Origin of the sequence: Methylorubrum sp. SL192, assembly GCF_026672325.1 — a bacterium.
Lineage (GTDB): Bacteria > Pseudomonadota > Alphaproteobacteria > Rhizobiales > Beijerinckiaceae > Methylobacterium > Methylobacterium extorquens.
In genome coordinates this window covers 4,062,477-4,088,793 of record NZ_JAPPQV010000003.1, presented here as the reverse complement: position 1 = coordinate 4,088,793, position 26,317 = coordinate 4,062,477, and the positions used below count along the sequence as shown (strand labels likewise).

Sequence of the window (26,317 nt, the reverse complement as noted above, 5' to 3'; positions counted from 1 at the left end):
CGCACCACCGCGTGACCGATCCCATGCAGACAAAAAAACTCGGCCGCACCGGCCTCGACATCTCGCCCCTCTGCCTCGGCTGCATGACCTACGGCGTGCCGGAGCGGGGACCGCATCCGTGGACCCTGCGGGAGGAGGAGAGCCGGCCGCTGATCAAGCGGGCGCTCGATCTCGGGATCAACTTCTTCGACACCGCGAACTACTATTCGGACGGCACCTCCGAGGAGATCGTCGGCCGCGCCCTCAAGGACTACGCCGACCGCGACAGCATCGTACTGGCCACCAAGGTCTACTACCCGCAGAAGAACCAGCCCAATGCCGGCGGCCTCTCGCGCAAGGCGATCTTTTCCGCGATCGACGCCTCGCTCAAACGGCTCGGCACCGATTACGTCGATCTCTACCAGATCCATCGCTGGGACTACGCCACGCCGATCGAGGTGACGCTCGAGGCGCTGCACGACGTCGTGAAGGCCGGCAAGGCCCGCTACATCGGTGCCTCGTCGATGTTCGCGTGGCAGTTCGCCAAGGCGCTCTACACCTCTGACCTGAACGGCTGGACGCGGTTCGCGACGATGCAGAACCACCTCAACCTGCTGCACCGCGAGGAGGAGCGCGAGATGATCCCGCTCTGCGCCGACCAGGGCATCCCGCTCCTGCCCTGGAGCCCGCTCGCCCGCGGCCGGCTCACCCGCGACTTCGACGCGGGCAGCGCCCGGCAGGAGAGCGATCTCGTGGGCAAGAACCTCTACGACGCCACGGTCGAGGCCGACCGGCAGGTGGTCGAGGCGGTGGCCGACGTGGCGCGCGACCGCGGCGTGCCCCGGGCGCAGGTGGCGCTCGCCTGGGTGATCCAGAAGCGGGGCGTGGCCGCCCCGATCATCGGCGCCTCGAAGCCGGGGCACCTCGACGACGCGGCGGCGGCCCTCGACCTCGAATTGATGCCGGACGAGATCGCCCGGCTCGAAGCCCCTTACGTTCCGCACGCCGTGGTCGGGTTCCAATGATGCGCCGCCTGCTCCTCCTGCGCCACGCCAAATCCGCCTACCCGCAGGGCGTGGCCGATATCGACCGCCCGCTTAACGGGCGCGGGCGGGAGGCCGCACCGCTGATGGGCGCCTACATCGCCCGCGAGGGGCTGACGCCGGACCATGTCATGGTCTCGCCGGCCCGGCGCACGCAGGAGACCTGGGCGGCTTTGCGGGCCGAGCTGCCTGAGACGCCGATGGAGACGGTGCCCTCGATCTACGAGGCGCCCGCCGCGCGCATTCTCGACGCGATCCGCTCCGCCCCGGCGGAGGCGGCGACCCTGCTCGTCATCGGCCACAATCCCGGCCTTGGTGATCTCGCCCTGCGACTCGTCGGGGAAGGTCCGAAGGACTTGCAGAAGGAACTGCGCGAAAAGTTTCCGACCGCGGCGCTCGCCGTGTTCGCGTTCGACGCGGAGGGCTGGGAGGACATCGCCGCGGGCGGCGGGCGTCTCCTGCGGTTCGTACGCCCGCGCCAGCTCGCGGCGGACATGGATGACGATTGATGGACGACGATTGAGGGGCTTTGCCAGCGAGAGCATCGTCCCGAAAGCCGGCAAGCACCGTTCGGGATGATGCTCGGGCACCGAACCCTTCGCCCTCTTGCGCCGTTCCTCAACGAGAACAGCCGAGCTGACACCGCGTAGGGAAGACCGGCGTGCTCCTCGAAACGCTCCTCGCCGTGACGATGCTGCTGCCGCGGATCGAGCCCGCGCTCGACACGGCGCGGACGCGCCTGCCGCCTCTCCCCCGCGCGGCCGAGGCGGCCCCGGCGCCTGCGCCGAGCTTTAGCCTCGTGGCGCGGGCCGTCTCGAACTGGCGGGAACAGGCGGGCGAGAACCTCGCGCCGGGCTCGCTCGCCTTCGTCGTCCGGCACGCGGCGACCGAGCCCGGCTTCGTCGCCCGCTGCGTGCGGCTCAACAATTACTGGTGCATCAAGCAGGCGCGGTGGAGCGGCGAACTCGGCGGCGACGCGGAGGGCCATACCGGCTTCGCCACTGCCGCCGACGGAGCGGATGCGGCGGTGCAGCTCCTGCGCCGCTACCAGCGTGATTACGGACGCCGCTCGGCACTCGCCATCGTGCGCCGCTGGGCGCCCGCCGAGTGCGGCGTAGCCCGCCCCGTGGCGGCCGCGCCCGTCGGTGGAAAGCCGAGGCCGCCGGCTCGACAGGCCACCGGGCCCGCCGTGTCGACGACGACCGCACCGCGGGGCATCGGCGGAACGTTGCGCGCCCGCTTCCTCGCGCGGCATGGGCGGGGCGGCGTCGCGAGGGCCGCGCCGAGCGCCGCCGCGGGGCTGCGGGTGCAGCCCTGGTCGGCCCGTGCTCGGCTGGCGGGCCATCCCGGGCGAGCGCCCCGCGCCGTGGCAGGATCGGCCGTCTCCGTGCCGAGGCCCGCCGCGGATATCGCAACGGGCCTGGCCGAGGCACCGAAAATCGCGGCCAAGTCTCCGCCGGCGGTCAACCCGACCCGCACGCTTGTCGCCTCCGGAGCGGCCAATCCCGCCGCCCTGCTGGCGCCCGACCGGCTCACGGCGGAGGCGGCAGCCCTGCCCTCGATCGCCGCCTCGCTGCCGAAGGGCAGCCTGCTCGATCTCAGCCTCCCGGCCCCTGTCTGCGCCAATGACGAGACGCGTATCCGCAACTACGCCGCGCGGATCGCCGGCAGCGTCGGCCTCAAGCCCGACGACGATCTGCGCCTGTTCCGCGACGACGGCCGGCCGAGCGACAACCTCCTGCCGGTGCTGCTGGCGATGTCCTCGGTCGAACTCGGTACGCTGCACGCCTCGAAGGCGCTGGTGAGCGCAGCGATCGAGCGGCTGGAGGCGCGCCTCTCCGGAACCGCCTCGTCGGAAGCACGGTCGAATTCCGCCCTGTAGGACTACGCCTCGAAGAGCACCGACCGGCCCGCGCAACGAAGCGCGCAGAGTGGAGAAGCACTACTCCCAAGGAGGCAGATGATCGCCGCCGTCCCGCTGGTATGGTCGTAATAATGTCTCTCGGGAGCTTGCGGAAAACCGGTTGTGACACCGGTCCTCACACTCCCGGCGACGCGATGACCCTCCTGCTCGTCACGCGAAGGCAGGTGTGCCTCATCGGACGCCCGATCGCCGAGAGCGCCCGGTTCCAACCCGGCGGCGCGGCTGGCGTCCGGTGCGGGATGCCCGGCCTCCGCCGATGAGCCGCACGGCCAGACGAGGATCGGGATGTCCTGCATCGACGGCGAGGCTGTTTTCCAGTCGATCCCAGCCCGTTACGCCGCGCCCGGTTCGGGCGGGGAGGGGCGGCCGGTCGTCCCCCTCGCCACGCCGACGCCGGAGGAACTGCAGGAGGTCTTCCGGCATCAGCTCGATGCCGTGTGCCGCGTGGTGGAGGAGCAGCTTCGCACGCTCGCGCTGACCTTCACAGCCGCGCGGGTGAGCCTGCCGGAACCGCACTCATCGCCGGCTCTGCCGATGGCGGATCGCGGGGCAGAGCGGCCGCTGACCGACGGGGAGGCCGAGATCTGGCTCGCCGCGCAGTTCGGCGCCGACGCCAATGCCGCGATGACCGAGATCGTCACCCTGCGGCTCGACGGGCCGCTCGACGCCGAGCGGCTTCTCTCCGTCGTGAGAGCGGTGCTCGGCCGCTACGACGCCCTGCGCAGCCGCTTCTCGCCGAGCGGCGAGACCGTGCGGATCGATCCCGCGGGCCTCGTGCCGGTGCGATGGGTCGATCTCGCGGGCGACTCCGATCCGGAGGCCGCTTTGGCGGCACATCTTCACGCGCAAGCGGGCCTCTCGTTCGATCCCATCGCCGGCCCGGTGGCGCGGGCCGACCTCGTTCGCCTCGGCGAGCGGCGCCACGTCCTCGTCCTCTCGGCCCACCACATCGCCTGCGACGGCTGGTCCTTCGCGGTCCTGGCCGACGCGATCGCGAGCGCCTACCGCGCCGCGCCGGAGGAGCTGGCACCGGCCCCGCAGACCACGGGCTGTGCTCCGTCGGAGGCGGAGGCGAGCCGGGCGCTGGATTACTGGGCCGAGCTCTATGCGAGTTTGCCCGAACCGCTCGACCTGCCGGCCGACCATCCACGGCCGAAGCTGCGCGGCTTTGCCGGCGACACCCGAAGCGCCACCCTGCCGCCGCCGCTCGTCGCCGCGTTGAAAGCGCTGGCGGCGCGCCAGGGGCAGACGCTGAACGCCACGCTGCTCGCGGCCTTTCAGGTGCTCCTCGCCCGGCTCTCGGGGCAGGACGACCTCGTCGTCGGCGTGCCGATGGCGGGCCAGCCGCGCCGCGGCGAGCCGGGCCTCGTCGGGCACCACGCCGATTTCCTGCCGCTGCGGGCCCGGTTCGACCCGGACGAGCCCTTTGCTGCCCACCTCGCCCGCACCGGCGCGGCCCTGGCCGAAGCCGCCGCTCACGCGGACTGCACCCTGGGGCGGCTGCTGCGCCATCTCGACCGGCCGCACGATCCGGCGCGCCCGCCGCTGGCGCAGGTGCAGTTCAACCTCCAGCGTTTCGCCGACGCCATCGATTTCGAGGCGGGCCTGCGCGGCACCCTTGCACCCGCGCCGAAGCGCTTCTCGACGTTCGAACTCACCGTCAGTCTCACCGAAACGTCCGACGGGCTGACCGTTGACGCCACCTACAACCGCGCCCTGTTCGAGCCGGCCACGATCGAGCGCTGGATCGGGCACTACCTCACCCTGCTCGGGCATCTCACCCGCGATCCCGCGCAGCCGGTCGGGCGCGTTCCGCTGCTCGATGCGGCCGAGCGGCAGACCATGCTGGTGGACTGGAACGCGACCGAGACAGCCCATCCACTCAAGGTCGGGGCGATGCGGGCCTTCAAGCTCCACGCCCGGCGCGACCCGGACCGGATCGCGATCCGTTTCGGCGAAGAGACCGTCTCCTACGGCGCCCTCGACCTTTGGGCCGATCGCGTCGCCGCGGCCTTGCAGGGAAGCGCTCTGCCCGTGGGGGCCCGCGTCGGCCTGCTCATGCGCCGCTCGCCCGGCCTCGTCGCGGCGATGCTCGGCGCTTTGCGCGCCGGCATCCCTTACGTCCCGCTCGACCCGGCGATGCCGCCCGCCCGCCGCGCGGGAATCGTCGCCGATGCCGGGATCGGCGCGATGATCACGCTCGCGGCCGACCGCGCGCTCCTGCCGGAAGGCCCCCGGGTCATCGAGGTCGATCGTCTCGACGGGCCAGCGCCGAGCCGCTTCCCGCGCGTGCCGGCGGAGCGGGCCGCCTACCTGATCTACACGTCGAGCACGACCGGGGCGCCGAAGGGCGTCGAGGTGCTGCATCGCGGCCTTTCGAACCTGCTGTTCTCGATGGCCCAGGCACCGGGAATCGCTCGTGACGACCGGCTGCTGGCGGTGACGACGGTCACCTTCGACATCGCTGGGCTCGAATTGCTGCTGCCGCTGATCCGCGGCGCCCAGATCGTGCTCGCCTCGGCCGAGGAAGCGCGCGACGGCCACGCCCTCCTCGCCCGCTTGCAATGGGGCGAGGCCACCATGCTCCAGGCGACGCCGATGACGTGGCGGCTCCTGCTGGAGGCGGGCTTCCGCTCCCGCCCCGGCTTCAAGATGCTGTGCGGCGGCGAAGCGCTTCCGCTCGATCTGGCCCAGCGCCTCACCGAGGGCGGGGGCGAACTCTGGAACCTCTACGGGCCGACGGAGACGACGATCTGGTCCTCGGCCGCGCGGGTCGATCCGGGGGAGGAGACGGTCACGGTCGGGCGCCCGATCGACAACACCAGCCTGTTCATCCTCGACACGCAGGGCGAGCCGGTGCCGGTCGGGGTCACGGGTGAATTGCTGATCGGCGGGCTCGGGCTCGCCCGCGGCTATCTCGGACGGCCGGACCTGACGCAGCGCAGCTTCATCGCGAGTGCGCTGCCGGAATGCGCCGGGGCGCGGCTCTACCGGACCGGCGACCGGGCCCGCTACCGGCCGGACGGACGCGTCGAGATCCGGGGACGAGCCGACCACCAGATCAAGCTGCGCGGCTACCGGATCGAGCCCGGTGAGATCGAGGCGGTGCTGCTGCGCCAGACCGGGCTGCACGCCGTCGTGGTGCTGCGCCCCGACGCGGCGGGCGAGGATCGCCTCGTCTGCTACTTCGTGCGCCCCGAGGGCGAGGCAGCGCCCACCTTGCGCAATCTGCGCGCCGCGCTCGCCCGCGAACTCCCTGATTACATGATCCCCTCGGAATGGGTTCGGCTGTCGGCCCTGCCGCTGACGGCGAGCGGCAAGGTCGATCGCCGGGCGCTGCCCGCTCCCGAGGCCGGGCCCACCGGTCCGGCCGAGCCGGCCGCCGCGATCAAGCTTCCCCTCAAGCCTGCTCCGGTCCCGACATCCGACGACGGCCTCGAGAGCACCCTCGCGGCGATCTGGCGGGAGGTGCTGGGGCTCGCCAGTGTGGAGCGGGACGACGACCTGATCGCACTCGGGGCGGATTCGCTCAGCGTGTTCCGCATCGTCGCGCGGGCGCGGCGTGAGAACCTGCTGCTCGGGGCCGGCGACCTGTTTCAGGAACGCACCATCGCCCGGGTCGCGGCCCTGCTGCACGGGCGCCTCGGGGAGGGTGGCGAAACACCGGCCGCCGTACGCGCGCCGATCCCGTCGATCCGGCGCCCGAGGCCCGCCGACGCCGACCGCGCCGCGGTCGGTCAGGCGTGAGGGCGGACGGGATGCGGCATTTCACGCAGGAATCGCCGGCCATGACCGGCGAGGTTCACGGCGGCGACGCCTTCACGGCCCGCTGCTCCCACAGCCAGACGCGGTTCTGGCTGCTCGACCAGTTGAGGCCGGGCGATCCGAGCCTGCACGTCGCCGCCCGCTGGCGCATCGCCGGACGGCTCGATGCCGAGATCCTCACACGCGCCTTCCGCCTCCTGCTCGACCGGCACGAGGCTTTGCGCACGTCGATCGTCGGGGAGGGCGGGCGGCCGGTGCAGCGGATCGCCGGAACGGTGCCGCTGGCCTTCTCCGAAATCGACCTCTCCGGCCTGCCCGGCGACCGCCTCGGCGAGGCGCGCGCGATCGCCGAGTCGGAGGCCGGGAAGCCCTTCGATCTGGCCCGCGCGCCGCTCGTGCGGGTGACGCTGCTGCGGCTCGGGCGCGGCGATTCCCTGCTGCTCGTCACCGCCCATCACAGCATCTGCGACGGCTGGTCGATGGTGGTGCTGGCCCGCGAATTCGTCGCGATCTACGGCGCCCTTATCCGGGGACAGACACCGGCTCTGGCGCCTGCGGCCCTGCACTATGCCGACTTCGCGGAATGGGAGATCTCCCCGGCCCTCGCCGAGGCGGCGGAACGCGACCTCGCCTTCTGGGCGCAGTCGTTGCGCGATCTCACCCCGTTCGAGCTGCCGCCGGACCATCCCCGCCGCCCCGGCCGGGAGCGCCGTTTCGCCGCCGAGACCCGCCCGCTCTCCGCCGATCTCGGTGCGCGCATGGAAGTGTACGCGCGGGCGCAGGGCGCGACCCCCTTCGTCCTTGCCTGCACGATCCTGTTCGGGCTCCTGAGCGCACGCACCGGGCGCGGCGACATCGCCATCGGCACGCAGGTGCTGGGGCGCGACGAGATCGAGCTGGAAGGGGTCGTCGGCACCTTCGTGAACACGCTCGTGCTCCGGACTCATGTCGAGGCGGAGCAGAGCTTCGCCGAGCGGCTGGCGGCGACGCGCCGGACGATCCTCGACGCCTGCGATCACGCGCTCGCTCCCTTCGACCGGGTGGTGCAGGCGCTGGCGCCCTGCCGCGACGGGCTGCGGCCGCCGCTGGTCTCGGTCAACGTCCGGATGCGGCCGACGCCCCAGGCGACGCCGTCCGGCGGGTCGTCAGTTGGGGAGCCGGCCCCGATCCGCCTCGTCGATCTCGACTACGCCGCCACCGGCAGCTTCTTCGACCTCGATCTCGAACTCGCGCCGGGCGAGGCCGGCTGGCGCCTGATCTGCGAGTACGATGCCGGCCTCTACGCGGCGGAGACCGTCGCCGGCCTGCTCGCGGATTTCGAGCAGGCCGCCCGCGCGGCGGTCGGGGCGCGGCTGCCCGATCCGGCCCCCCTGGGAAGAGGCGGGGGAGGGGTCGCGGACGAGCGTGAACAGGCATCCCGGGAAGCGGGACAGCCGGAGGTGGAGGAGACGGCCGCGCGGGCGACGCCGGATGCGGCACCTGCGCCCGAGACGGCGCCCCCCTCGGCGGGCGAGGCGGCGGGCGACCTTCTGCCGACGATACGCACGATCTGGCAGGAGATGCTCGGCCGCCCCGACCTGTCCGACGACGAGGATTTCTTCGCGGCGGGCGGGCACTCGCTGCTGGCCGCCCGCGTCGTCGCCCGGATCGAGGCGGCGACGGGCCGAACCGTTCCGCTCTGGTCGTTCTTCGAGGCGGGCACAGTCGCGCGGCTCTGCGCCTTCCTCGGCGGCGAGGCGGCGGCGGGCGTGCGGCACCGCGCGCTTCAGGAGCCGACGGCGCAGGCGCGGCCCGGCTTCACCGCGATCCACCACGCCGCGGCGGATCAGGAACTCTACCGGCCCCTGTCCGAGGCCCTGGGGGCGGACCATCCCTTCGCGACGCTGCAACTGGAAAGCCGGGTTCCGCCCCACGAGGAAACCCTGGAGCGGCTGGCCGGCGCCTATCGCGACGCGATCGACGCCGCGCAGCCGCAAGGGCCGATCCGCCTCGTCGGGTTCTGCCGCTCGGGCGTCCTCGCCTTCGAGATCGCCCGGCAGTTCGCGCAGGGCGGCCGGGACGTCGCCCTCGTCGTCCTGATCGATTGCTGGGAGCCCGGCTATATCAGGCGCTTCAAGCCGCTCGCGCGCATGCGGGTGATGGCGGCCTACCGGCGCGGCCGGCTCGCCGCGCTCATCCGCCACGTCCGCCGCGACGGCATCGGCTACCTCGGCTCGCGGGCCCATCTCTGGTTCCGCTCGCATCGCGCCTGGCGCGGGTTGCGGCGCGCCCTGAACCGGGTGGGGCTCGCCGCCCCGAGCCCGGAGGACGCGTTCTGGCAGGTGACCGACGAACTCGACGCGCTCGCCCTGGCCTACAAGCCGCGCCCCCATCCCGGGTCGGTGCTGATCGTCCGCAGTGAGAGTGTTCCGGTCGGCCCCGCGCTCGACCCGATGCTCGGCTGGCGGGCCTATGCCGAGAACTGCGAAAGCGTGAGTGTTCCGGGCTTCGGCCACGAGGGCGCGTTTTCTCCCGCCGGCTGCCGGGTGATGGCGGCCAAGATCAGCCTGATGGCGTGCCGGTGATCCGATCTGCCGCACTTCGCCGCACACGCATTGGGCGAGCCTCGATCCTCTTGCAATCCTTTTTCGGCCGATAGTAATTTAGGTTAATAAGCAGCGGGCGGTGCATGGGGGAGCGATGACGGGCCTGTCGTTGGTGATCTGTGGAGCGATCGGCGTCGGACTTCTCGCAATGCTGTTCCTTCTGCATGAGCTCAAGAACGCTCCCTACGACGACGGCCTCGAACCCGAGCAGGTGGTGCCCGAACTCGAAAAGCAGAGGTTGCGCTACCGGTCGTTCGATTAGCGACGCGATACGGTGTCCGTTCGATCCAAGCGGGAAGTGTCACGCTCGGCCGGCGCGCCGCTCGAGCGAAACCCGGATCCGTCATGCCGAAGGGATCGACCGGATCAGGGATGAGGTCGGGCCCCATCCGCGGACTTGCTCGTACCCCGATAAGCCGCGCGTCCTCAGGCGATGGCGCGCCCGTCCCGCATCCGTGCCGCGAGCGCCGAGCGATAGACCGTCAGCAGCGTGGCGGTCGTCGCCGTCTCGGTCCAGTCGCGCAAATAGGCGGCACGGGCGGCCACACCCATCTGTCGGGCTTCCTCCGGCCGGGCGCGCAACCGCTCGATGGCCTGGGCGAGGTCGGCCGGGTCGCCCGGCGTCACCAGCAGACCCGTCACGCCGTCCTCGACGAGACCGGCGAGCGCACCGATCCGCGAGGCGATGACCGGCGTGCCTGCGGCGTAAGCCTCGGCCACGACCATCGGCAGACCCTCGTACCAGAGCGAGGGCACGACGAGGGCGACGGCCCGGCCCATCCGCGCCCGCATCTCTGCGCGGGGCAGGGCGCCGAGCAGGTTGAGGCCCGGTGCCCCCTCCAGCATCTCCCGCAGCGGCCCTTCGCCCGCGACATCGACCGGCGCGGTAAGGAGCGCGCCGGCTCCCTTCAGGATCTCGACGCCCTTCTCGGGGCTGAGGCGGCCGGCGAAGAGGATGCCCTCGCGCGGGCCCTCCTTCGGCGGCCCCGGATCGGGCAGGCCGTTGGGCTTCACGAAGATACGCTGCGCCGGCAAACCCGCCGCGATGAAGCGACCGCGGGCGAACTCGGTCAGCGCGACGAAGGCATCGACGTCCCGCGTCCAGGTGCCGGTGCGGCGGTGCCGGTCGATCATCCGCGCCACGGCGAACGTGCCGAGCCGCGAGCCGCGGTAGCAGCCGTGGCGCACCGCCGCGTAGGAGGAGCCGGTGAGGCAGATCTCGCAGGGCGCGCCGTCGCGCATCAGCATCGCCCCGGCGCAGGCGAGGCGGAAATTGTGCAGTGTCTGCACGGTCACCGGGCCGAGCGCCCGCACCACCCCGTGCATGGCGGGCGAGACCAGGGGGAAGGTGTTGTGGGCGTGGACTACGTCCGGCCGGAAGCGCTCCACCGCCGCGACCACGCGGGCGATGCCGCGGGGCGCGTGCGGCGCCTCGAACGCTGTGCGCAGGCGGTCCAGCGGCGTGCGGATCTCGTCGTTGTGGAAGGCCAGGGTCTCGACCGTGCAGCCGGCCGCGGCCAGGGCCGCGGCCTCGTGCTCCACCACCGCGTCCTCGCCGCCCCGGATCTGGTAGTGGTTGTGGACGATGAGGACGCGCAACAGAGGGCTCCTTACGACCGGCGCGGCTCGGGTTGGCGCGCGATCTTCCACAGGAAGACGGGCGCCATGACGAGATAGCGCCGCCACAGCCGCCGGGGCTCGCTCAGGAGCCGGTGCAGCCATTCGAGGGCGAGCACCTGCATGAGTTTCGGCGCACGCTTGACCGCTCCGGAATGGAAATCGAAGGCGGCACCGACCCCGATCAGCACCATGCCCGGCAAACGATCGAGGTGATCGTTCATCCAGATGTCCTGCTTGGGCGTCGACATGCCGACCCAGACGATGTGCGGCTCGGCCGCCTTGATTGCATCGGTGAGCCGCGCGTCGAGATCGGGCGCGACGGCGCCGAAGGGCGGGCAAGCGAGGCCGCAGACTTCGGTGCCGGGATACTTGCGGGCGAAATTCGACGCGACCTGCTCGGCCACGCCCTCCTTGCCGCCGTAGAGATAGTGGCGGATGCCGGTGTTCTGGGTGGCCGCGAACATCTCCTCCATCAGCGAGGGGCCCGGCACGCGGCCGGTGCCGTGCGCCCGGAAGAACCGGCTGATGATCGTGAGCGGCGCGCCGTCCGGGGTGATCATGCTGGCCCGCTCGTGCGCGGCCCTCAGATCGGGCTGGTCCTGAGCGCACATGATGCCGTGCACGTCGCGCACGCAGATCATGCTGGTGCGCCGCGCCCGCGCCCAGCCGATGAGGGTGCGGACAGCGAACGGCATGTCGATGACGCTCACCGGCACGCCGAGGATGCGGGTCGCCGGGAGACGATGCGCCGCCGGCCCGTCCGCCTGGACGAGGTAGGGGTCGTTCCGGTTGATCCGGAGTGCGTAGGGCCCGGAGGCCGGGATGGCCACGGCGTCGCTCATGGACAGGCTTCCCTCGATCTCAGCCATGGGCGACATGCTCCTGGAACCACGCATAGGTCGCGGCGATACCGTCCCGCAGCGGCACCTTCGGCGCCCAGCCGCGGCAACGCAGCTTGTCCGCCGACATCAGCTTGCGCGGGGTGCCGTCGGGCTTGCTCGGATCGCGGACGATCTCGCCCTCGAACCCGACGACCTCGCAGACGAGGCGGGTCAGGTCGTAGATCGGGATGTCCTCGCCCGAGCCGACATTGACGTGCTCGGCCTCCGAATAGGTCCTCATCAGGTGCACGCAGGCGTCGGCGCAGTCATCGACGTGCAGGAACTCACGGCGCGGCGAACCGGTGCCCCAGATCACCATCTCCTTGGCGCCGGAGCGCTTGGCCTCGTGCGCCTTGCGGATCAGGGCCGGCAGGACGTGGCTGGAATTGAGGTCGAAATTGTCGCCCGGCCCGTACAGATTGGTCGGCATGGCCGAGATGAAGTCGCGGCCGTGCTGCTGGCGATAGGCCTGGGCCAGCTTGATCCCGGCGATCTTGGCGACCGCGTACCACTCGTTGGTCGGTTCCAGCGATCCCGTGAGCAGGCTCGACTCGACGATCGGCTGTTCGGCGAATTTCGGGTAGATGCAGCTCGATCCGAGGAACAGCAGCTTGCCGACATCTTCGCGGAACGCCGCCTCGATGACGTTGGCCTCGATCATCAGGTTCTCGTAGAGGAAGTCGGCCGGATAGGTCGCGTTGGCCAGGATCCCGCCGACCTTGGCCGCGGCCAGGAACACCGCGTCCGGCCGCCGCTCCCGCATCCAGGCCCGCACGGCGGCCTGATCGCACAGGTCGAGTTCCGCCCGCGTCGCGGTGAGGACCTCGCAATCCTCACCCTTCAAACGCCGTACCAAGGCGCTGCCGACGAGGCCGCGATGTCCGGCGACGAAGACGGTCTTGCCCGCCAAGCTGTGCATCGGTCGGCCCCTACAGAAGCGGGTTGGAATCGGTCGGCGCCGGGTTCTCGCGGTACCACGCGACCGTGCGCTCGATGCCCTGGACCAGGGAGACGCTCGGCGCGTAGCCGATCGCCTGCATCTTGCCGATGTCGGGGCAGCGGCGCGGCGTCGCCCCGGCTGCGGCCGCTCCGGCGATCAGCTCGACGCGGGTGCCGAGCGCCTCTGCGGTGATCCGGGCGAGATCGCGGATCGCGACCTCCTCCATCGAGCCGATATGGTAGACGTTCATGCTCTCGCCGTCGCGCCACATCCGGACGATGCCGTCGACGACGTCGCTGACGTAGCAGAAGGCGCGGGTCTCGCTGCCGTCGCCCTGGAGCGTGATCGATCCGCCGTCACCGGCCGCGACGATCTTCTCGATGAGCTGCGGCACGACGTGCTTCCAGCCCATATCCGGCCCGTAGATGTTGTGCGGGCGGAAGACCTGGACCTTGCGCAACTTGTCGCGGCAATAGTTGAAGGCGATCAGTTCCGAGATCAGCTTCGACCCGCCGTAGGAGTAGCGCGGGTTGAGCGAGTCGGGGATCACCATCTCGATGGTCTCGTCCGTCGGCACCACGCGCGGGGTCTGGTAAACCTCCGCCGAGGAGGCGACGACGAGATCGGGCACACCGGCCTCGATGCAGGCTTCGGAGACGGCAAGCGCGCCGCGCACGCCGACATCGAGCACGAGTTGCGGCTGCGTGTAGAAGTTCTCCGTGCCGTTGACGGCGGCCAGATGAAACACGCATTCGACGCCCCGGAGCGCCTCGACCAGCGCATCCTTGTCGCGCACGTCGAGCGTCACGCGCTCGATCGCGCCCTGGGCGTTGGCGAGCCGCGAGGCCTGTCCGCGGATGTAGTTGTCGATCGCGACGACCTCGTGCCCCTCGGCCAGGAGCGCGCGGGTGAGGTGGGCGCCGATGAATCCGCCCGCCCCGGTGACAGCCAGTCTGCTCATTGAAACTTACCCACGAGGTTGCCCACGGTGACGTAGCGATTTTCCAGAACCTCCGCCGGCATCTCGCTGAGGTTGTTCCAGTAATCGTAGACGAAGGCGTCGTCCGACATCGTACCGATGATCGTTTCCAGATCGATCTTCGAATATTCCGGATGGTTGTTGGCGATCACGAGGACGTCGGCGCCCTCGCAGGCGGCGGCGAGGCTGTCGTAGGGCGTCAGCCCCGACGAGATCGCCCGGATGTGGTCCATCGGCACCACGCCGTCATAGACGCGGATTTCCGAAAACTGCTCGGTCGCCATCATCTCGCGGATGACGTGGAGCGACATCGACCCGCGCAAGTCGTCGGTCTCCGGGCGACCCTTGAAGGCGAGGCCGGCGACCACCGCCTTGAACGGTCCGGCGCGGCGCGCCCGCAGCCGCTCGACGAGGCTGCCCACCGTCTCCGCCGGCTGGCGCTCGTTGACGAGGCGGGAGGCCGCGGTGATCTCGAGGTTCACGCCCTGGCTCGAGACCGAGGAGAGCAGGATGTGCGGATCCTTCTCCAGGCAGGGACCGCCGACGAGGCCCGGCGCGGCGACATTGGTGCGGGTGTAGCCGAGCTTGCCGTAGCGGATCACGTCGTTGGCGTTGATGCCAAGCGCGTCGCAGGCCCGCGCAACCTCGTTGGCGAAGGCGAAGTGGACGTCGCGCGAGGTGTTGTCGACGAGCTTGATCATCTCCGCCGTCTCCGGGCTCGCGACCCGGACGATGGTGTGGGTCAGGCGGCTGAACAGGGCGGCGGCCGCATCGGACGCGTCCGGCGTCTCACCGCCGACGATCTGCGGCAGGTTGATGAGTTCGCGCATCGCGTCGCCTTCGAGCGTCCGCTCGGGGCACATCGCGAGGTGGTAGGGCGTGCCGGTGCGGTCGAGGATCGGCTTGACCACGCCCGTCGTCGTGCCGATCCGCACGGTCGAGCGCAGGATCACCGTGGCACCCTCGGTGAAGTGCTCGGCCACCTCGCGGGTCGCCTCCTCGATCATATCGAGGCGCGGCTCGTGCGAGCCGGGATAGAGCGGGGTGCCCACCGTGATGATGTAGTACTCGGCCCGCGGCACATCGTGCGTCGTGGTGCTCGCGACGAAGCGGCCCTTCTTCACGACGTCGGCGAGGGCGGCCTGAAGCCCCACTTCGGCGAAATGCGGCACGCCGGCATTGGTCTTTTCGACGACGTCGGCCCGCTTCTCGATGCCGTAGACCTGAACACCGCGGCGGGCCAGGGCGACGGACAGGGTCAGGCCGACATAACCGAGACCGATGATGACGACGTTGGGAGCTTTTCTGGCGTCCATAACTTGGTCCCGTCTGTGATCGATCGTCGGAATCTCTGACCCGATTGGGAATCCGGCACGGCGCAAGCGCTCGCCCGTCACCGCTCCACCCCGGGACGGCCGAAACCGTCGGGATTGAACTGTGACCAGTTCAGCAAAGCCTGTGCCTGCGGAAAATCGTATCAAAACGGGATCAACGGCCCGTCAGCGGACACTTAGAGTTCGTCGCGCGAAGATTTCGGGACTTTCGACGGTCAACGGACGGAGTCCGGCGGGCGGAGCATCTGATCTTTGTCGGGTCGGCCGGGGCGGGGATCGCGATCCGTTCACCCGCCGCGCCGTTTCAATCCCACTGCGCCCGCGCGGCCCATAGCCTCAGCCCGCCCCGGCGCCGCCCAAGCAACGCTTCACGCCGCGCTTCGTTCGTCCTGCCGGAGACGGTGGGGCGCATCGGGCGCCGCCGGCTTGGAGGGAGACGCGGATGCCGGTTCGGATGACCCAGGAAACGCAGGACGTGATCGACGGCCGGCGGCAGGTGGTGGTGCGGGTTCTGTTCGGCCGGCCGGACGCGGGACGCGACATCGTCGAGGTCTCGGCGACGGTCCGGGTGCCCGCCATCGAATCCGAAACGCAGACGGAGGCCGCCGCGCGGCAGATGGCACGGCGCGCGCTCGAACAGGCGCTGTCGGCCTTCCCGCTCTGAGGAGGGCTCAGCAAACGCCCGGCCGCCGGACGGCCTCGGGTCGGTCAAAGCAGCGCGTTTTGTGAGAGACCGTGAGGATGGCGCCGCGGTTGCCCACCGGCGTCACCTCCGCATCAAGGTGCGTTCGGGGACAAGGTGTGGATTCTCACGCCGCGCAACCATCGGGCCGATTTCGCCTTTTCCTCGCCATTCCCTTGCGGTCGAACCGCCGGACATGCCTTAAGTGCATCAGCGAGTGCCACGCCCACCAGGGCGAGTGGTCTCAACCCAAATTCCGACGATCCCATAGGGATAGCGGATTGGGGCTTCGCTCGAGCGCTGCGCAGGCTGGGCGATACGCTTCCCGCTTCGAATCGAGCGGAAACCGTATCACTCTCACGCGCGGTCCCCTTTCGTCCTTCAGGCCGCTCCCGCGCCTGCATCTCGCCAGGGTTGATGTCGTCCAACGCTTTTCTCGCCGCCGCCGCGATCCTCCCCTTCGCGGGCTCCGTGCTCACGGGCGCCCTGCCGAGTCATGCGCGCACCGCCGCGGCCGTGCTCGCCGGGTTCGTGACCCTGGCCAGCCTCGGCTGCATCCTCGCGCTCACGCCGCAACTGGCCGAGGGCGGCACCGTCGTCCACGCGGTCGAGTGGCTGCCGAGCCTCGGCGTCAACCTCGTCCTGCGGCTCGACGGGCTCGCCTGGCTGTTCGCGGTGCTGGTGCTCGCCATCGGCGCGCTGGTGGTGCTCTACGCGCGCTACTACATGGCCGCCGCCGACCCGGTGCCGCGGCTGTTCTCTTATTTTCTCGCCTTCGTCGGCGCGATGCTCGGCATCGTTCTCTCCGGCAACCTGATCCAGCTCGTCCTGTTCTGGGAATTGACGAGCATCGTCTCGTTCCTGCTGATCGGCTACTGGTACGACAACGCCGCGGCCCGTGACGGCGCGCGGATGTCGCTCACCATCACCGCGGCGGGCGGCCTGTGTCTGCTCGTCGGGACGGTGCTGATCGGACGCATCGTCGGCAGCTACGATCTGGCCACCGTGCTGGCCTCGGGCGACACGATCCGCAACAGCCCGCTCTACCTGCCGGCCCTGGTGCTGGTGCTCATGGGCGCGCTCACCAAGTCGGCGCAGTTCCCGTTCCACATCTGGCTGCCGCGGGCGATGGCGGCGCCGACGCCGATCAGCGCCTACCTGCACTCGGCCACCATGGTGAAGGCCGGCATCTTCCTGATGATCCGCCTGTGGCCGGTGCTCGCGGGCACCGACGCGTGGTACTGGATCGTCGGCAGCGCCGGCATGGCGACCCTGCTGATCGGCTCGTGGAGCGCGATCTTCCAGCACGACCTGAAGGGTCTGCTCGCCTACTCGACCATCAGCCATCTCGGGCTGATCACGCTGCTGCTCGGCCTCAACTCGCCGCTCGCAGTGGTCGCCGCGATCTTCCACACGGTGAACCACGCGACCTTCAAGGCCTCGCTGTTCATGGCGGTGGGCATCATCGACCACGAGACCGGCACGCGCGACATGCGCCGCCTCTCCGGCCTGTGGCGGGCGATGCCCTATACCGGCACGCTCGCCATGGTCGCCGCCGCGGCAATGGCCGGCGTGCCGCTGCTCAACGGCTTCCTCTCGAAGGAGATGTTCCTCTCCGAGGCGGTCGACAACATGGGCGACCACCCGATTCATATCGCCCTGCCGGTGCTGGCGACGCTGGCGAGCGCCTTCACCATGCTCTACTCGCTGCGCTTCATCCGCCAGACCTTCTTCGGCCCGCCCCCGCACGACCTGCCGAAGACGCCGCACGAGCCGGTGCGGTGGATGCGCATCCCGATCGAGATGCTGGTGCTCGCCTGCATCGCCATCGGCCTCGTCCCGAACCTCACCATCGGCCCGGCCCTGGAGCGGGCGGTGAGTGCAGTGTTCGGCGCGGAGACCCCGACCTACAGCCTCGCGATCTGGCACGGCTTCAACGCACCGCTGGCGCTCAGCATGATCGCCCTCGTCGGCGGCGTGCTGCTCTACGTCCTGTTCGGAAAGCGCATCAACACCAACCCCCGCGGCGGCCCCTGGCTGATGGACCGCCTCGACGGCGGCTGGGTGTTCGAGCGCGTGATGACCGGGCTGACGAAGGGCGCCCGCCTGCTGGAACGGGCCTTCGGCGCCGAGCGGCTCCAGCCGCAATTGCGCATCCTGTTCCTCGCCGCCCTGCTCGCTGCGCTGGCGACCGGCGTCGCCCGCGAGCTCGACCTCTTCGCGCTTGGCCGGCTCACGCCGTTCGATCCCGCCTTCGCGCTGATGTGGCTCGTCGGCGGCGCCTGCGCGATCGGTGCGGCGGAGCGGGCGAAGTATCATCGCCTCTCGGCCACGATCTTCGTCGGCGGGGCCGGGCTCGTCAGCAGCCTGACCTTCCTCTGGCTCTCGGCGCCGGATCTAGCGGTGACGCAGATCCTCGTTGAGATCGTCACCACCGTCATGCTGCTGCTGGGCCTGCGCTGGCTGCCCAAGCGCGACCGGGCGATTCCCGCGCCCGCCGCCGAGAAGGCGCGGGCCCGCCGCCGCCGCCTCGTCGATCTCTGCATCGCCAGCTTTGCCGGGCTGGGTCTCGCCGGCCTCGCCTACGCCGTGATGACCCGCCCGGCCGGCGACGGCATCGCGCGCTGGTTCATCGAGGAGGCCTATCCGCAGGCGGGCGGGCGCAATGTCGTCAACGTGCTGCTGGTCGATTTCCGCGCCTTCGACACGCTGGGCGAGATCTCGGTGCTCGGCATCGTCGGATTGACCGTGTTCGCGTTGCTGCGCCGCTTCCGCCCGGCGCCCGACAGCCTGGAGCGCCCCAAGCAGCAGCACCATCACGACGCCTACGACCGCGCCCGCGAGGGCCGCAAACCCGGCGACACCACCGCCGACGCCCTGATGGTGCCGCGGGTGGTGATGACGTGGCTGTTCCCGTTCATCGTGCTGCTGTCGCTGCACCTGTTCCTGCGCGGCCACGACCTGCCCGGCGGCGGCTTCGCGGCGGGCATCGCGCTCACCATCGCCTTCATCCTGCAATACATGGCCTGCGGCGCGCGGTGGGTGGAGGAGCGCCTGCGCATCCAGCCGATCTCGTGGATCGGTCTCGGCCTGCTCATCGCGGTGGGCGCCGGGGCGGCCTCGTGGGCGTTCGGGCGGCCCTTCCTCACCGCCTATTTCGCCTATTGGGAGCTGCCGCTGCTCGGCAAGGTCCCGGCGGCGAGCGCCCTGGTGTTCGATCTCGGGATCATGGTGCTGGTGGTGGGCGCGAGCGCGCTGATGCTGGTGGCGCTCGCCCACCAATCCCTGCGCCGCACCCGCAGCGCGGAGGCGGAGGCCGAACTGGATGCCGAACAAGCCGGCGAGGAGACGGCGTAATGGAGATCGTGCTGTCGGCCGGAATCGGCGTCTTCGCCGCCTCCGGCGTGTGGCTGATGCTGCGCCCGCGCACCTTCCAGGTGGCGCTCGGGCTCTCCCTGCTGAGCTACGCCGTCAACCTGTTCATCTTCGCCATGGGCCGGCTCACCGTCGGCGCGCCGCCGGTGCTCGGGGCCGGGCCTGAGACCGTCTCGGTCGATGATCCGGTGCCGCAGGCGCTCGTGCTTACCGCCCTGGTGATCAGCTTCGCGCTCACCGCCCTCTTCCTCGTGGTGCTGCTCGCGGCCCGCGGCATCACCGGCAGCGATCACGTCGACGGCCGGGAGCCGCATCACGCCGAACCCACGCCGGAGAACCCGCATCCATGAACGCGCCCCTCCTGAGCGGCCCCGGCGCGGTCCTGTGGTCCGATCATCTCGTCGTCCTGCCGATCGTGCTGCCGATCGCCGCGGCCGGTGTCATGTTTCTGATGGACGAGCGGCGCCACCGCCTGAAGTCGGCGATCAGTCTCGCCACCGTGCTGGTGCTGCTCGGCATCGCCCTCGCCCTCGTCGGCCGGGCGGCCGAGGCGCCAGAGGTCTACCGACTCGGCAACTGGGCGGCGCCCTACGGCATCGTGCTGGTGGCCGACCGGCTCTCGGCGGTGATGCTGACGCTGGCGAGCGTGCTGGGGCTTGCCGCCCTGGTCTTCTCCTTCGCCCGCTGGGGCCGGGCCGGCCCGCGCTTCCACGGCCTGTTCCTGCTGCTGCTGATGGGGGTGAACGGCGCCTTCCTCACTGGCGACGTGTTCAACCTGTTCGTGTTCTTCGAGGTGATGCTGGCGGCCTCCTACGGCCTCGTCCTGCACGGCTCGGGCGAGACCCGCATCCGGGCGGGCCTCGGCTACATCGCCGTCAACCTCGTCGCCTCGCTGTTCTTCCTCATCGGTGTCAGCCTGATCTACGGCACGATGGGCACGCTCAACATGGCCGACCTCGCCCGGCGGCTCGCGAGCCCTCCGGCCGAAGCCGCTTTGTTCGAGGTCGGCTGCGCCGTGCTTGGCATCGCCTTCCTCATCAAGTGCAGCGCCTGGCCCCTCGGCTTCTGGCTGCCGACCACCTATTCCGCCGCCACCGCCCCCGCGGCGGCGATCCTGGCGATCCTGAGCAAGGTCGGCGTCTACGTCGTGATCCGCCTCAGCCTTCTCCTGTTCGGGGACGGCAGCTCGGCAGGGTTCGGCCAGAGCTGGATCCTCGTCACCGGCCTCGCGACCATCGCCTTCGGCACGTTCGGCATCCTGGCCGCGCGCCATCTGACGCGGGCGGCGGGCTACGCGGTGATGATCTCGTCGGGCACGGTGCTGGCAGCACTCGGCACCGGCAGCGCGGCGGCGCTCTCCGGCGCGCTCTACTATCTCGTCGGCTCGACCTGCGCGGCCGGCGCCCTGTTCCTGCTGGCCGAGATCCTGCAGCGTGCCCGCGACCCGGCGGATGCAGCCCAACCCGTCTTCGCCGACGAGTACCGCGATCCCTTCGACGATGCCGACGCCGTCGAGGTCGGCCGGGCGATCCCCGCGGCAGTGGCGATTCTCAGCAGCGGCTTCCTGCTCTGCACGCTGATGCTCGCCGGCATCCCGCCGCTCTCGGGCTTCGTCGGCAAGCTGGCGATGTTCTCGGGGCTCGCCTCCACCACCATGACCGCCTCGGCTTGGTGGCTGATCGCCGCGCTCACGCTCTCCAGCCTCGGCACCCTGATTCCCCTGGTGCGGCTCGGCATCTTCAGCCTGTGGGTGCCCCATGACGACCCGCCGCCGACGATGCGGACGCCGGAACTCGCAAGCCTCAGCGTCCTGCTCGCGGCCTGCATTGCGCTCGCGCTGTGGGGCGGGCCGGCGCTCGCCTATAGCGAGGCCACCGTGCGCTGGCTGTCGCAGCCGCAGGACTACGTCCGCGCCGTCCTCGATTCGGGCAGAGGTGAAGCGGGCAAAAGCAGCGCAGGCAAGAGCAGCGTAGGCAACGGTGCAGCGGGAGCAAGGCCATGAACGCGCTTCTGCCCCACCCCTTCCTCTCCGCCGGCCTCGTCCTGATGTGGCTGCTGCTGAACGCGCCGCCGACGCCCGGCAACGTTCTGCTCGCGCTCCTCGTCGGGCTGACCGTGCCGGCGGTGATGCGGGCGCTGCGCCCCAGACCGGTGCGGGTCCGCCGCCCCGGTCTCGCCGTGCGGCTGCTGTTCACCGTCCTCTACGACATGCTGCGCTCCAACATCGATGTGGCCAAGATCATCCTCGGCCTGCATCGCGGCGAGCGGCGCACCGGCTTCGTCTCGGTCCCCCTCGACATGACGACGCCGTTCGGCTTGTCGGTGCTGTCGATCATCCTGACCGCCACGCCCGGCACCCTCTGGGTCCAGTACGATTCCCATACCGGGCGCCTGCTGATGCACCTTCTCGACGACACCGACAGCGAGGGCTGGGTCCGCCGCGTCAAGGACCGCTACGAGCGCCCCCTGATGGAGATCTTCGCGTGAGCGCCGCTACCGTCCTCGATTGGGGCCTCGGCCTCGCCCAAGGCATGCTGGTGCTGGCGATGGCGCTGGCCGCGTGGCGGATGCTGCGCGGCCCCCGCGCTCAGGACCGCATCCTTGGCCTCGACACGCTCTACCTCAACGGCATGCTGGCGATCGTCGTCCACGGCATGCGCACCGGCAGCGGCCTCTATTTCGAGGGCGCGCTGATCCTTGGCATGATCGGCTTCACCGCCACCGTGGCGCTCGCCAAGTTCCTGATGCAGGGCGAGGTGATCCAGTGACCGGCGCCGACCTGCCCGCCTGGGCGGCCTGGATCGTTGTGGCGCTGGCGCTCGGTGGCGCCGGCTTCTCGCTGACGGGCGCGCTCGGGCTCATCCGCCTGAAGACCTTCTACGAGCGCGTCCACGCCCCGACGCTCGGGGCCACGCTCGGCGCCTTCCTGATCCTAGCCGGCTCGATGCTGCTGCTGTCGCTGATCGAGGGCCACATCGTCCTGCGCGACGTGCTGATCGGCCTGTTCATCACCATCACCACACCGGTGACGATGCTGCTGCTGGCCCGCGCCGCCGCCCACCGCGACCGCACCGAGAAGAACCCGAAGGCCCCACCCGAGCCGTGATGTTTTTCGGTTGAGCGCCAGCGCCGGGCCCGCGCGTCGCAGCGGGTCGGGATCGAGGGGCGACGGATGGCCCGCTTGCTCTTCGTTGAGCTCGCGGCCTTGGCAGCCTATGGATAGCCCCCATGGAACTCCGAGCTTCAACTGAGCGATCCTTGGCTCCCGTAGCCCCCTTGGCTCCCGTGGCGCCCTTGGCCTGCAAACCGCCCCCTGGAACGGCTGCGCCGTTCCTGCCGATGAGCCGCGCCGAGATGACGACGCTCGGGTGGGACGCCTGCGACATCGTGCTGGTGACCGGTGACGCCTACGTGGATCACCCCAGCTTCGGCATGGCGATCATCGGCCGGCTGCTCGAAGCGCAGGGGTTCCGGGTCGGCATCATCGCGCAGCCCGACTGGCAGTCGGCGGAGCCGTTCAAGGCGCTGGGCAAGCCGCGCCTGTTCTTCGGCGTCACCGGCGGCAACCTCGATTCGATGGTCAACCGCTACACGGCGGACCGTCGCTTACGCCATGACGACGCCTACACCGCCGGCGGGGAAGGCGGCCGGCGGCCGGACCGCTCAACAATCGTCTACACGCAGCGCTGCCGCGAAGCCTACAAGGACGTGCCGATCGTGCTCGGCGGCATCGAGGCCTCACTGCGCCGGATCGCCCACTACGATTACTGGTCCGACAAGGTGCGCCGCTCGATCCTGGCGGACGCGAAAGCCGATCTGCTCCTCTACGGCAATGCCGAGCGCGCCGTGGTCGAGGTGGCGAACCGCCTCGCGGCCGGCGAAGCGCCGCACGAACTCGAGTCGGTCCGGGGTGTGGCCCTGTTCCGCCGCGTGCCCGAGCATTACACCGAGTTGCCCGCCGACGATCTCGACTCGACGGACGAGGCCGCCGCCCGTCGGCCCGGCGACACCGTGATCCGGCTCCCCGCCTACGACGAGGTCAAGGACGACAAGGAGGCCTATGCCCGCGCCTCGCGCGTGCTGCACCGCGAGGCCAATCCCGGCAACGCGCGCCCGCTCGTCCAGCGCCACGGCGACCGCGACCTGTGGCTGAACCCGCCGCCGATCCCGCTGACCAGCGACGAGATGGATGCGGTCTACGACCTGCCCTACGCCCGCGCGCCCCACCCGTCCTACGGCGACGCGAAGATCCCCGCCTGGGATATGATCAAGTTCTCGGTGACGATCATGCGCGGCTGCTTCGGCGGCTGCACCTTCTGCTCCATCACCGAGCACGAGGGCCGCGTCATCCAGAACCGCTCGGAGGGCTCGATCCTGCGCGAGATCGAGCGGATCCGCGACAAGACGCCGGGCTTCACCGGCGTGATCTCGGATGTCGGCGGGCCGACCGCGAACATGTACCGGATGGCCTGCAAGGACCCGAAGATCGAGGCGGCGTGCCGGCTGCCGTCCTGCGTCTTCCCGGACATCTGCCCCAACCTCAACACCTCGCACGACGACCTGATCCGGCTCTATCGCAAGGTCCGCGAGGTGAAGGGCGTCAAGAAGGTGATGGTCGCCTCCGGCGTGCGCTACGACCTCGCGGTCCGAAGCCCCGAATACGTCGAGGAGCTTGTGACCCACCATGTCGGCGGCCGTCTGAAGATCGCGCCCGAGCACACCGAGCGCGGTCCCCTCGACCTGATGATGAAGCCGGGCATCGGCACCTACGACCGCTTCAAGGAGATGTTCGACGCCGCCGCCAAGAAGGCCGGCAAGAAGTACTACCTGATCCCGTATTTCATCGCGGCGCATCCGGGCACGACCGACGAGGACATGCTGAACCTCGCGCTCTGGCTCAAGAAGAACGACTACCGCGCCGATCAGGTCCAGACCTTCCTGCCCTCGCCCATGGCGACGGCCACGACCATGTACCATACCGAGATCAACCCGCTGCAGGGCGTGCGGCGCGGCGGAAGCGAGCCGGTCGATGCGATCAAGGGCCTGCGGCAGCGGCGGCTGCACAAGGCGTTCCTGCGCTACCACGACCCCGAGAACTGGCCCCTGCTTCGCGAGGCGCTGCGCGAGATGGGCCGTGCGGATCTCATCGGGCCGAGGCCGGACCAGCTCGTGCCGTTCTCGCAGCCGCCGGGAACGGGCTCAGGCGTGGGCAAGGGACGAGGCCAGCCGCGCCCCATACGCGCCGCGGGTGGCGGGCAGCGTTTCACCACGAAGGGCGTCCCGTTCAGGAAGTGACGGCCTCACGCGCCTGATACGGTTTCCGGATGATCGTTTTCGGGAACCGTTGATTCCGCTCTCCCCGCGCGCGGGGAGAGGGCCACGTCTTGCCCTGCGTCGGGGAGCGTGGCGAGGCGGCAGCCGAAGATGAGGGGGCTTGGCCGGAAGCGCCTCTTGCCGAGCCTCCACCGGCGGCACCCGTCACCCCCGCAGCCGCGCCACCGCCATCTTCCGCACCCGGCTCGCGTAGAACGAGAGAAACCCGCGCTGGGCGTGGTCGCCGGGGGTGCGCAGGACGAGGCCCGGATCGACCAGCATCCGCCGGCCCGTGGCGGAGGTCGTCGCGGCCTGTTTTCCCGTTCTACCGAAGCCCCCGGAACGTCGGCTTGCCAGCAGTCTGAGCCACCTTGGATGACCGAGCTTGGCCCGATCGTCACCGTCAGCTTCAAGGCTTGGGAGGAGAGGAGGCTCGGCACGACTCAGGTAAAGGGCTCAAAGTGCCCTCTTCGACTTCTTGCAATAGGCTTTCGTGACGTCCGATCACGCTTCAGGATGGCCCGAGACCTCGACCCGTCGCTGCACTTCGACTCCCGACCCTCACACGATCCGCGACGGCGAGATCGGAGCCAGAGCTGTGCCCCTTGCGTCAGGTCTAATCGGCGCATGCAACAGGTGGAGGCTGGCCGTGCAGCTCGATCCTCCCCACGGCCTTGCTCTCACAAGAGACCGGCGTCAGGGGGACTGGCGTAGCCTGTCGAGGGCGAAGCGCATGTTAGCCAGGAAGCGCGGACGCTCCGCATCCGGCATCTGTCCGCTCTCAAGGGCACGCAGGCACGCATCGAGGCATTCAAGGTTGCTGTCGCACCAGTAGGCGTTGACCGCGAACTCGTCGTAGAGGCCGTAGGCGTAGATCCAGGTTTCGACGAACAGGGCGTCCGCCGGAGCCGGCAGACCGAGCGACGGCTCGGCCACGGCTCGACCCTGCGCATAGCGGCACAGAAGGCGGCAGAGGCGGCTGGCGGCGTGGGCGGCCTCGGCCCGTCCGGGCACGGCCGCGCTGGCCCGGGCATAGGTCGCGAGGATGAGGTCGGGATCGCGGCCCAGCCGCTCCATCATCCGTCCGGCCTGGAGCAGACTGACATAGACCTCCTCGATCCAGAAGCCGAGCTCGGTCCGGCGCAGATAGGCCTCGAGCGCCTCGGCGGGCTGGCCGCAATCGCGGTAGCTCTGCGCGAGATAGAAGGTGTAGCGCGCCACGAGGAAAGGGTCCGTCTCGGTCGCGAGCGCGCTTTCGAGGACCTGCGCGTCCCGGTGGTAGGTCTGCGGGTCGCGGCGGCGGGCGCCGTCGTGGTTGCGCACCATCGTCACCGGCAGCGCGCCGGCGGTGGAGGCCACGTCTCCGCAGGTCAGGAACTCGTGCAGCACACCTCGGTAGCGCCAGGGCAGCGCGGAGCGGACGATTTGCGTGCGCTGGTAGACGATCCCGTCATCCGCGATATCGAGGATGTAGGCATCGCCCTCTAGATCCGGCAAAACGAAGCCGGGCGGAATGCGGAGCGTGTCGTCGGCGTCGATGATCAGCGTGAATGTCCCGTGCTCGCGCGCAAGGGCGAGGGCCTCGCTGCGGTTGTGCGCGAAATCCTGCCAGGGCCGCTGGTGCAGGGTGCCGGGCAGATCGCGCAGTGCATCGCCGATGATCGCCTGCGTCCCGTCCGTTGAGCCAGTATCGACGATGACCCAGCGATCGATGATCGGCCGGACTGAGGCGAGGCAGCGCTGGATGACGTGCGCCTCGTTCTTCACGATCATGCACAGGCAGACGGTCTGGCCAGTCGGCGTCACGGGAAGAGGCCTCATACGTCGAAGAGGGTGAAGCCGCCGGAACACGGTGCCCTCATGCTATCGAATGCGTGCTGCCTGCCTTTCCCAAAGC

Annotated in this window: 19 protein-coding genes; 13 read left to right on the top strand and 6 right to left on the bottom strand. The window is 70.1% G+C overall.

What is annotated here, in order from left to right; genetic code table 11:
- Positions 1-23 precede the first annotated feature (23 nt).
- From OVA30_RS19700 to OVA30_RS19680, 5 genes are all read left to right on the top strand, one after another.
- A complete protein-coding gene (locus tag OVA30_RS19700) occupies positions 24-1,004 on the top strand; it encodes an aldo/keto reductase (protein ID WP_012255687.1) in 981 nt (326 codons plus the stop codon).
- Entirely contained in the window at positions 1,001-1,531 is a 531-nt protein-coding gene (locus OVA30_RS19695; protein WP_012255686.1) for a SixA phosphatase family protein, read from the top strand. Before OVA30_RS19700 ends, OVA30_RS19695 begins: the two co-directional genes overlap by 4 nt.
- A gap of 152 nt (positions 1,532-1,683) precedes the next feature.
- Entirely contained in the window at positions 1,684-2,904 is a 1,221-nt protein-coding gene (locus OVA30_RS19690) for a hypothetical protein (protein ID WP_268176503.1), read from the top strand.
- Between the two features lie 327 nt (positions 2,905-3,231).
- Positions 3,232-6,693 (top strand): non-ribosomal peptide synthetase, encoded by a 3,462-nt coding sequence (locus OVA30_RS19685; RefSeq protein WP_268176501.1) that lies wholly within the window; start codon positions 3,232-3,234, stop codon positions 6,691-6,693.
- 11 nt (positions 6,694-6,704) lie between these two features.
- On the top strand, positions 6,705-9,275 hold the full coding sequence (locus tag OVA30_RS19680; RefSeq protein WP_442786112.1) for a condensation domain-containing protein: 2,571 nt from the start codon (positions 6,705-6,707) through the stop codon (positions 9,273-9,275).
- 447 nt (positions 9,276-9,722) lie between these two features.
- Here the strand turns inward: OVA30_RS19680 and OVA30_RS19675 are convergent, their stop codons facing one another.
- From OVA30_RS19675 to OVA30_RS19655, 5 genes are read right to left on the bottom strand one after another with little or no spacing between them, the layout of a single operon-like run.
- The gene (locus OVA30_RS19675; RefSeq protein WP_268176499.1) at positions 9,723-10,895 is read right to left on the bottom strand and encodes a glycosyltransferase; all 1,173 of its coding nucleotides are present in this window, start codon (positions 10,893-10,895) and stop codon (positions 9,723-9,725) included.
- Between the two features lie 11 nt (positions 10,896-10,906).
- Entirely contained in the window at positions 10,907-11,785 is an 879-nt protein-coding gene (locus OVA30_RS19670; RefSeq protein ID WP_135298455.1) for a WecB/TagA/CpsF family glycosyltransferase, read from the bottom strand.
- Positions 11,778-12,716 (bottom strand): GDP-L-fucose synthase, encoded by a 939-nt coding sequence (fcl, locus tag OVA30_RS19665; protein WP_268176498.1) that lies wholly within the window; start codon positions 12,714-12,716, stop codon positions 11,778-11,780. Before fcl ends, OVA30_RS19670 begins: the two co-directional genes overlap by 8 nt.
- 10 nt (positions 12,717-12,726) lie before the next feature.
- Entirely contained in the window at positions 12,727-13,698 is a 972-nt protein-coding gene (locus tag OVA30_RS19660) for an NAD-dependent epimerase/dehydratase family protein (RefSeq protein WP_268176497.1), read from the bottom strand.
- Complete coding sequence (locus OVA30_RS19655) at positions 13,695-15,032, bottom strand: nucleotide sugar dehydrogenase (protein ID WP_268176495.1); 1,338 nt, start codon at positions 15,030-15,032, stop codon at positions 13,695-13,697. The genes OVA30_RS19660 and OVA30_RS19655 overlap by 4 nt, the downstream gene beginning before the upstream one ends.
- Positions 15,033-15,504: 472 nt before the next feature.
- Here OVA30_RS19655 and OVA30_RS19650 point away from each other — a divergent pair, with 472 nt between their 5' ends.
- From OVA30_RS19650 to OVA30_RS19615, 8 genes are all read left to right on the top strand, one after another.
- On the top strand, positions 15,505-15,714 hold the full coding sequence (locus OVA30_RS19650) for a hypothetical protein (RefSeq protein WP_238507547.1): 210 nt from the start codon (positions 15,505-15,507) through the stop codon (positions 15,712-15,714).
- Between the two features lie 435 nt (positions 15,715-16,149).
- Entirely contained in the window at positions 16,150-19,089 is a 2,940-nt protein-coding gene (locus OVA30_RS19645) for a monovalent cation/H+ antiporter subunit A (RefSeq protein WP_268176493.1), read from the top strand.
- The gene (locus OVA30_RS19640; protein ID WP_003600887.1) at positions 19,089-19,457 is read left to right on the top strand and encodes a Na+/H+ antiporter subunit C; all 369 of its coding nucleotides are present in this window, start codon (positions 19,089-19,091) and stop codon (positions 19,455-19,457) included. Before OVA30_RS19645 ends, OVA30_RS19640 begins: the two co-directional genes overlap by 1 nt.
- The gene (locus tag OVA30_RS19635; RefSeq protein WP_268176492.1) at positions 19,454-21,109 is read left to right on the top strand and encodes a monovalent cation/H+ antiporter subunit D; all 1,656 of its coding nucleotides are present in this window, start codon (positions 19,454-19,456) and stop codon (positions 21,107-21,109) included. The genes OVA30_RS19640 and OVA30_RS19635 overlap by 4 nt, the downstream gene beginning before the upstream one ends.
- On the top strand, positions 21,106-21,594 hold the full coding sequence (locus OVA30_RS19630; protein ID WP_003600885.1) for a Na+/H+ antiporter subunit E: 489 nt from the start codon (positions 21,106-21,108) through the stop codon (positions 21,592-21,594). Before OVA30_RS19635 ends, OVA30_RS19630 begins: the two co-directional genes overlap by 4 nt.
- Positions 21,591-21,875, top strand: a complete 285-nt coding sequence (locus OVA30_RS19625) for a K+/H+ antiporter subunit F (RefSeq protein ID WP_003600884.1) — start codon at positions 21,591-21,593, stop codon at positions 21,873-21,875. The genes OVA30_RS19630 and OVA30_RS19625 overlap by 4 nt, the downstream gene beginning before the upstream one ends.
- Positions 21,872-22,213, top strand: a complete 342-nt coding sequence (gene mnhG, locus OVA30_RS19620; protein ID WP_003600883.1) for a monovalent cation/H(+) antiporter subunit G — start codon at positions 21,872-21,874, stop codon at positions 22,211-22,213. The genes OVA30_RS19625 and mnhG overlap by 4 nt, the downstream gene beginning before the upstream one ends.
- A 122-nt stretch (positions 22,214-22,335) precedes the next feature.
- Positions 22,336-24,402, top strand: a complete 2,067-nt coding sequence (locus tag OVA30_RS19615; RefSeq protein ID WP_268176489.1) for a YgiQ family radical SAM protein — start codon at positions 22,336-22,338, stop codon at positions 24,400-24,402.
- Between the two features lie 714 nt (positions 24,403-25,116).
- Here the strand turns inward: OVA30_RS19615 and OVA30_RS19610 are convergent.
- Positions 25,117-26,226, bottom strand: a complete 1,110-nt coding sequence (locus OVA30_RS19610; RefSeq protein WP_268176486.1) for a glycosyltransferase — start codon at positions 26,224-26,226, stop codon at positions 25,117-25,119.
- Positions 26,227-26,317 lie beyond the last annotated feature (91 nt).

Coding starts and splice junctions, on each gene's coding strand:
- OVA30_RS19700 (WP_012255687.1), top strand. CDS start 24: ATGCAGACAAAAAAACTCGGCCGCACCGGCCTCGACATCTCGCCCCTC.
- OVA30_RS19695 (WP_012255686.1), top strand. CDS start 1,001: ATGATGCGCCGCCTGCTCCTCCTGCGCCACGCCAAATCCGCCTACCCG.
- OVA30_RS19685 (WP_268176501.1), top strand. CDS start 3,232: ATGTCCTGCATCGACGGCGAGGCTGTTTTCCAGTCGATCCCAGCCCGT.
- OVA30_RS19680 (WP_442786112.1), top strand. CDS start 6,705: ATGCGGCATTTCACGCAGGAATCGCCGGCCATGACCGGCGAGGTTCAC.
- OVA30_RS19670 (WP_135298455.1), bottom strand. CDS start 11,785: ATGGCTGAGATCGAGGGAAGCCTGTCCATGAGCGACGCCGTGGCCATC.
- fcl (WP_268176498.1), bottom strand. CDS start 12,716: ATGCACAGCTTGGCGGGCAAGACCGTCTTCGTCGCCGGACATCGCGGC.
- OVA30_RS19660 (WP_268176497.1), bottom strand. CDS start 13,698: ATGAGCAGACTGGCTGTCACCGGGGCGGGCGGATTCATCGGCGCCCAC.
- OVA30_RS19655 (WP_268176495.1), bottom strand. CDS start 15,032: ATGGACGCCAGAAAAGCTCCCAACGTCGTCATCATCGGTCTCGGTTAT.
- OVA30_RS19650 (WP_238507547.1), top strand. CDS start 15,505: ATGACCCAGGAAACGCAGGACGTGATCGACGGCCGGCGGCAGGTGGTG.
- OVA30_RS19645 (WP_268176493.1), top strand. CDS start 16,150: ATGTCGTCCAACGCTTTTCTCGCCGCCGCCGCGATCCTCCCCTTCGCG.
- OVA30_RS19640 (WP_003600887.1), top strand. CDS start 19,089: ATGGAGATCGTGCTGTCGGCCGGAATCGGCGTCTTCGCCGCCTCCGGC.
- OVA30_RS19635 (WP_268176492.1), top strand. CDS start 19,454: ATGAACGCGCCCCTCCTGAGCGGCCCCGGCGCGGTCCTGTGGTCCGAT.
- OVA30_RS19630 (WP_003600885.1), top strand. CDS start 21,106: ATGAACGCGCTTCTGCCCCACCCCTTCCTCTCCGCCGGCCTCGTCCTG.
- OVA30_RS19615 (WP_268176489.1), top strand. CDS start 22,336: ATGGAACTCCGAGCTTCAACTGAGCGATCCTTGGCTCCCGTAGCCCCC.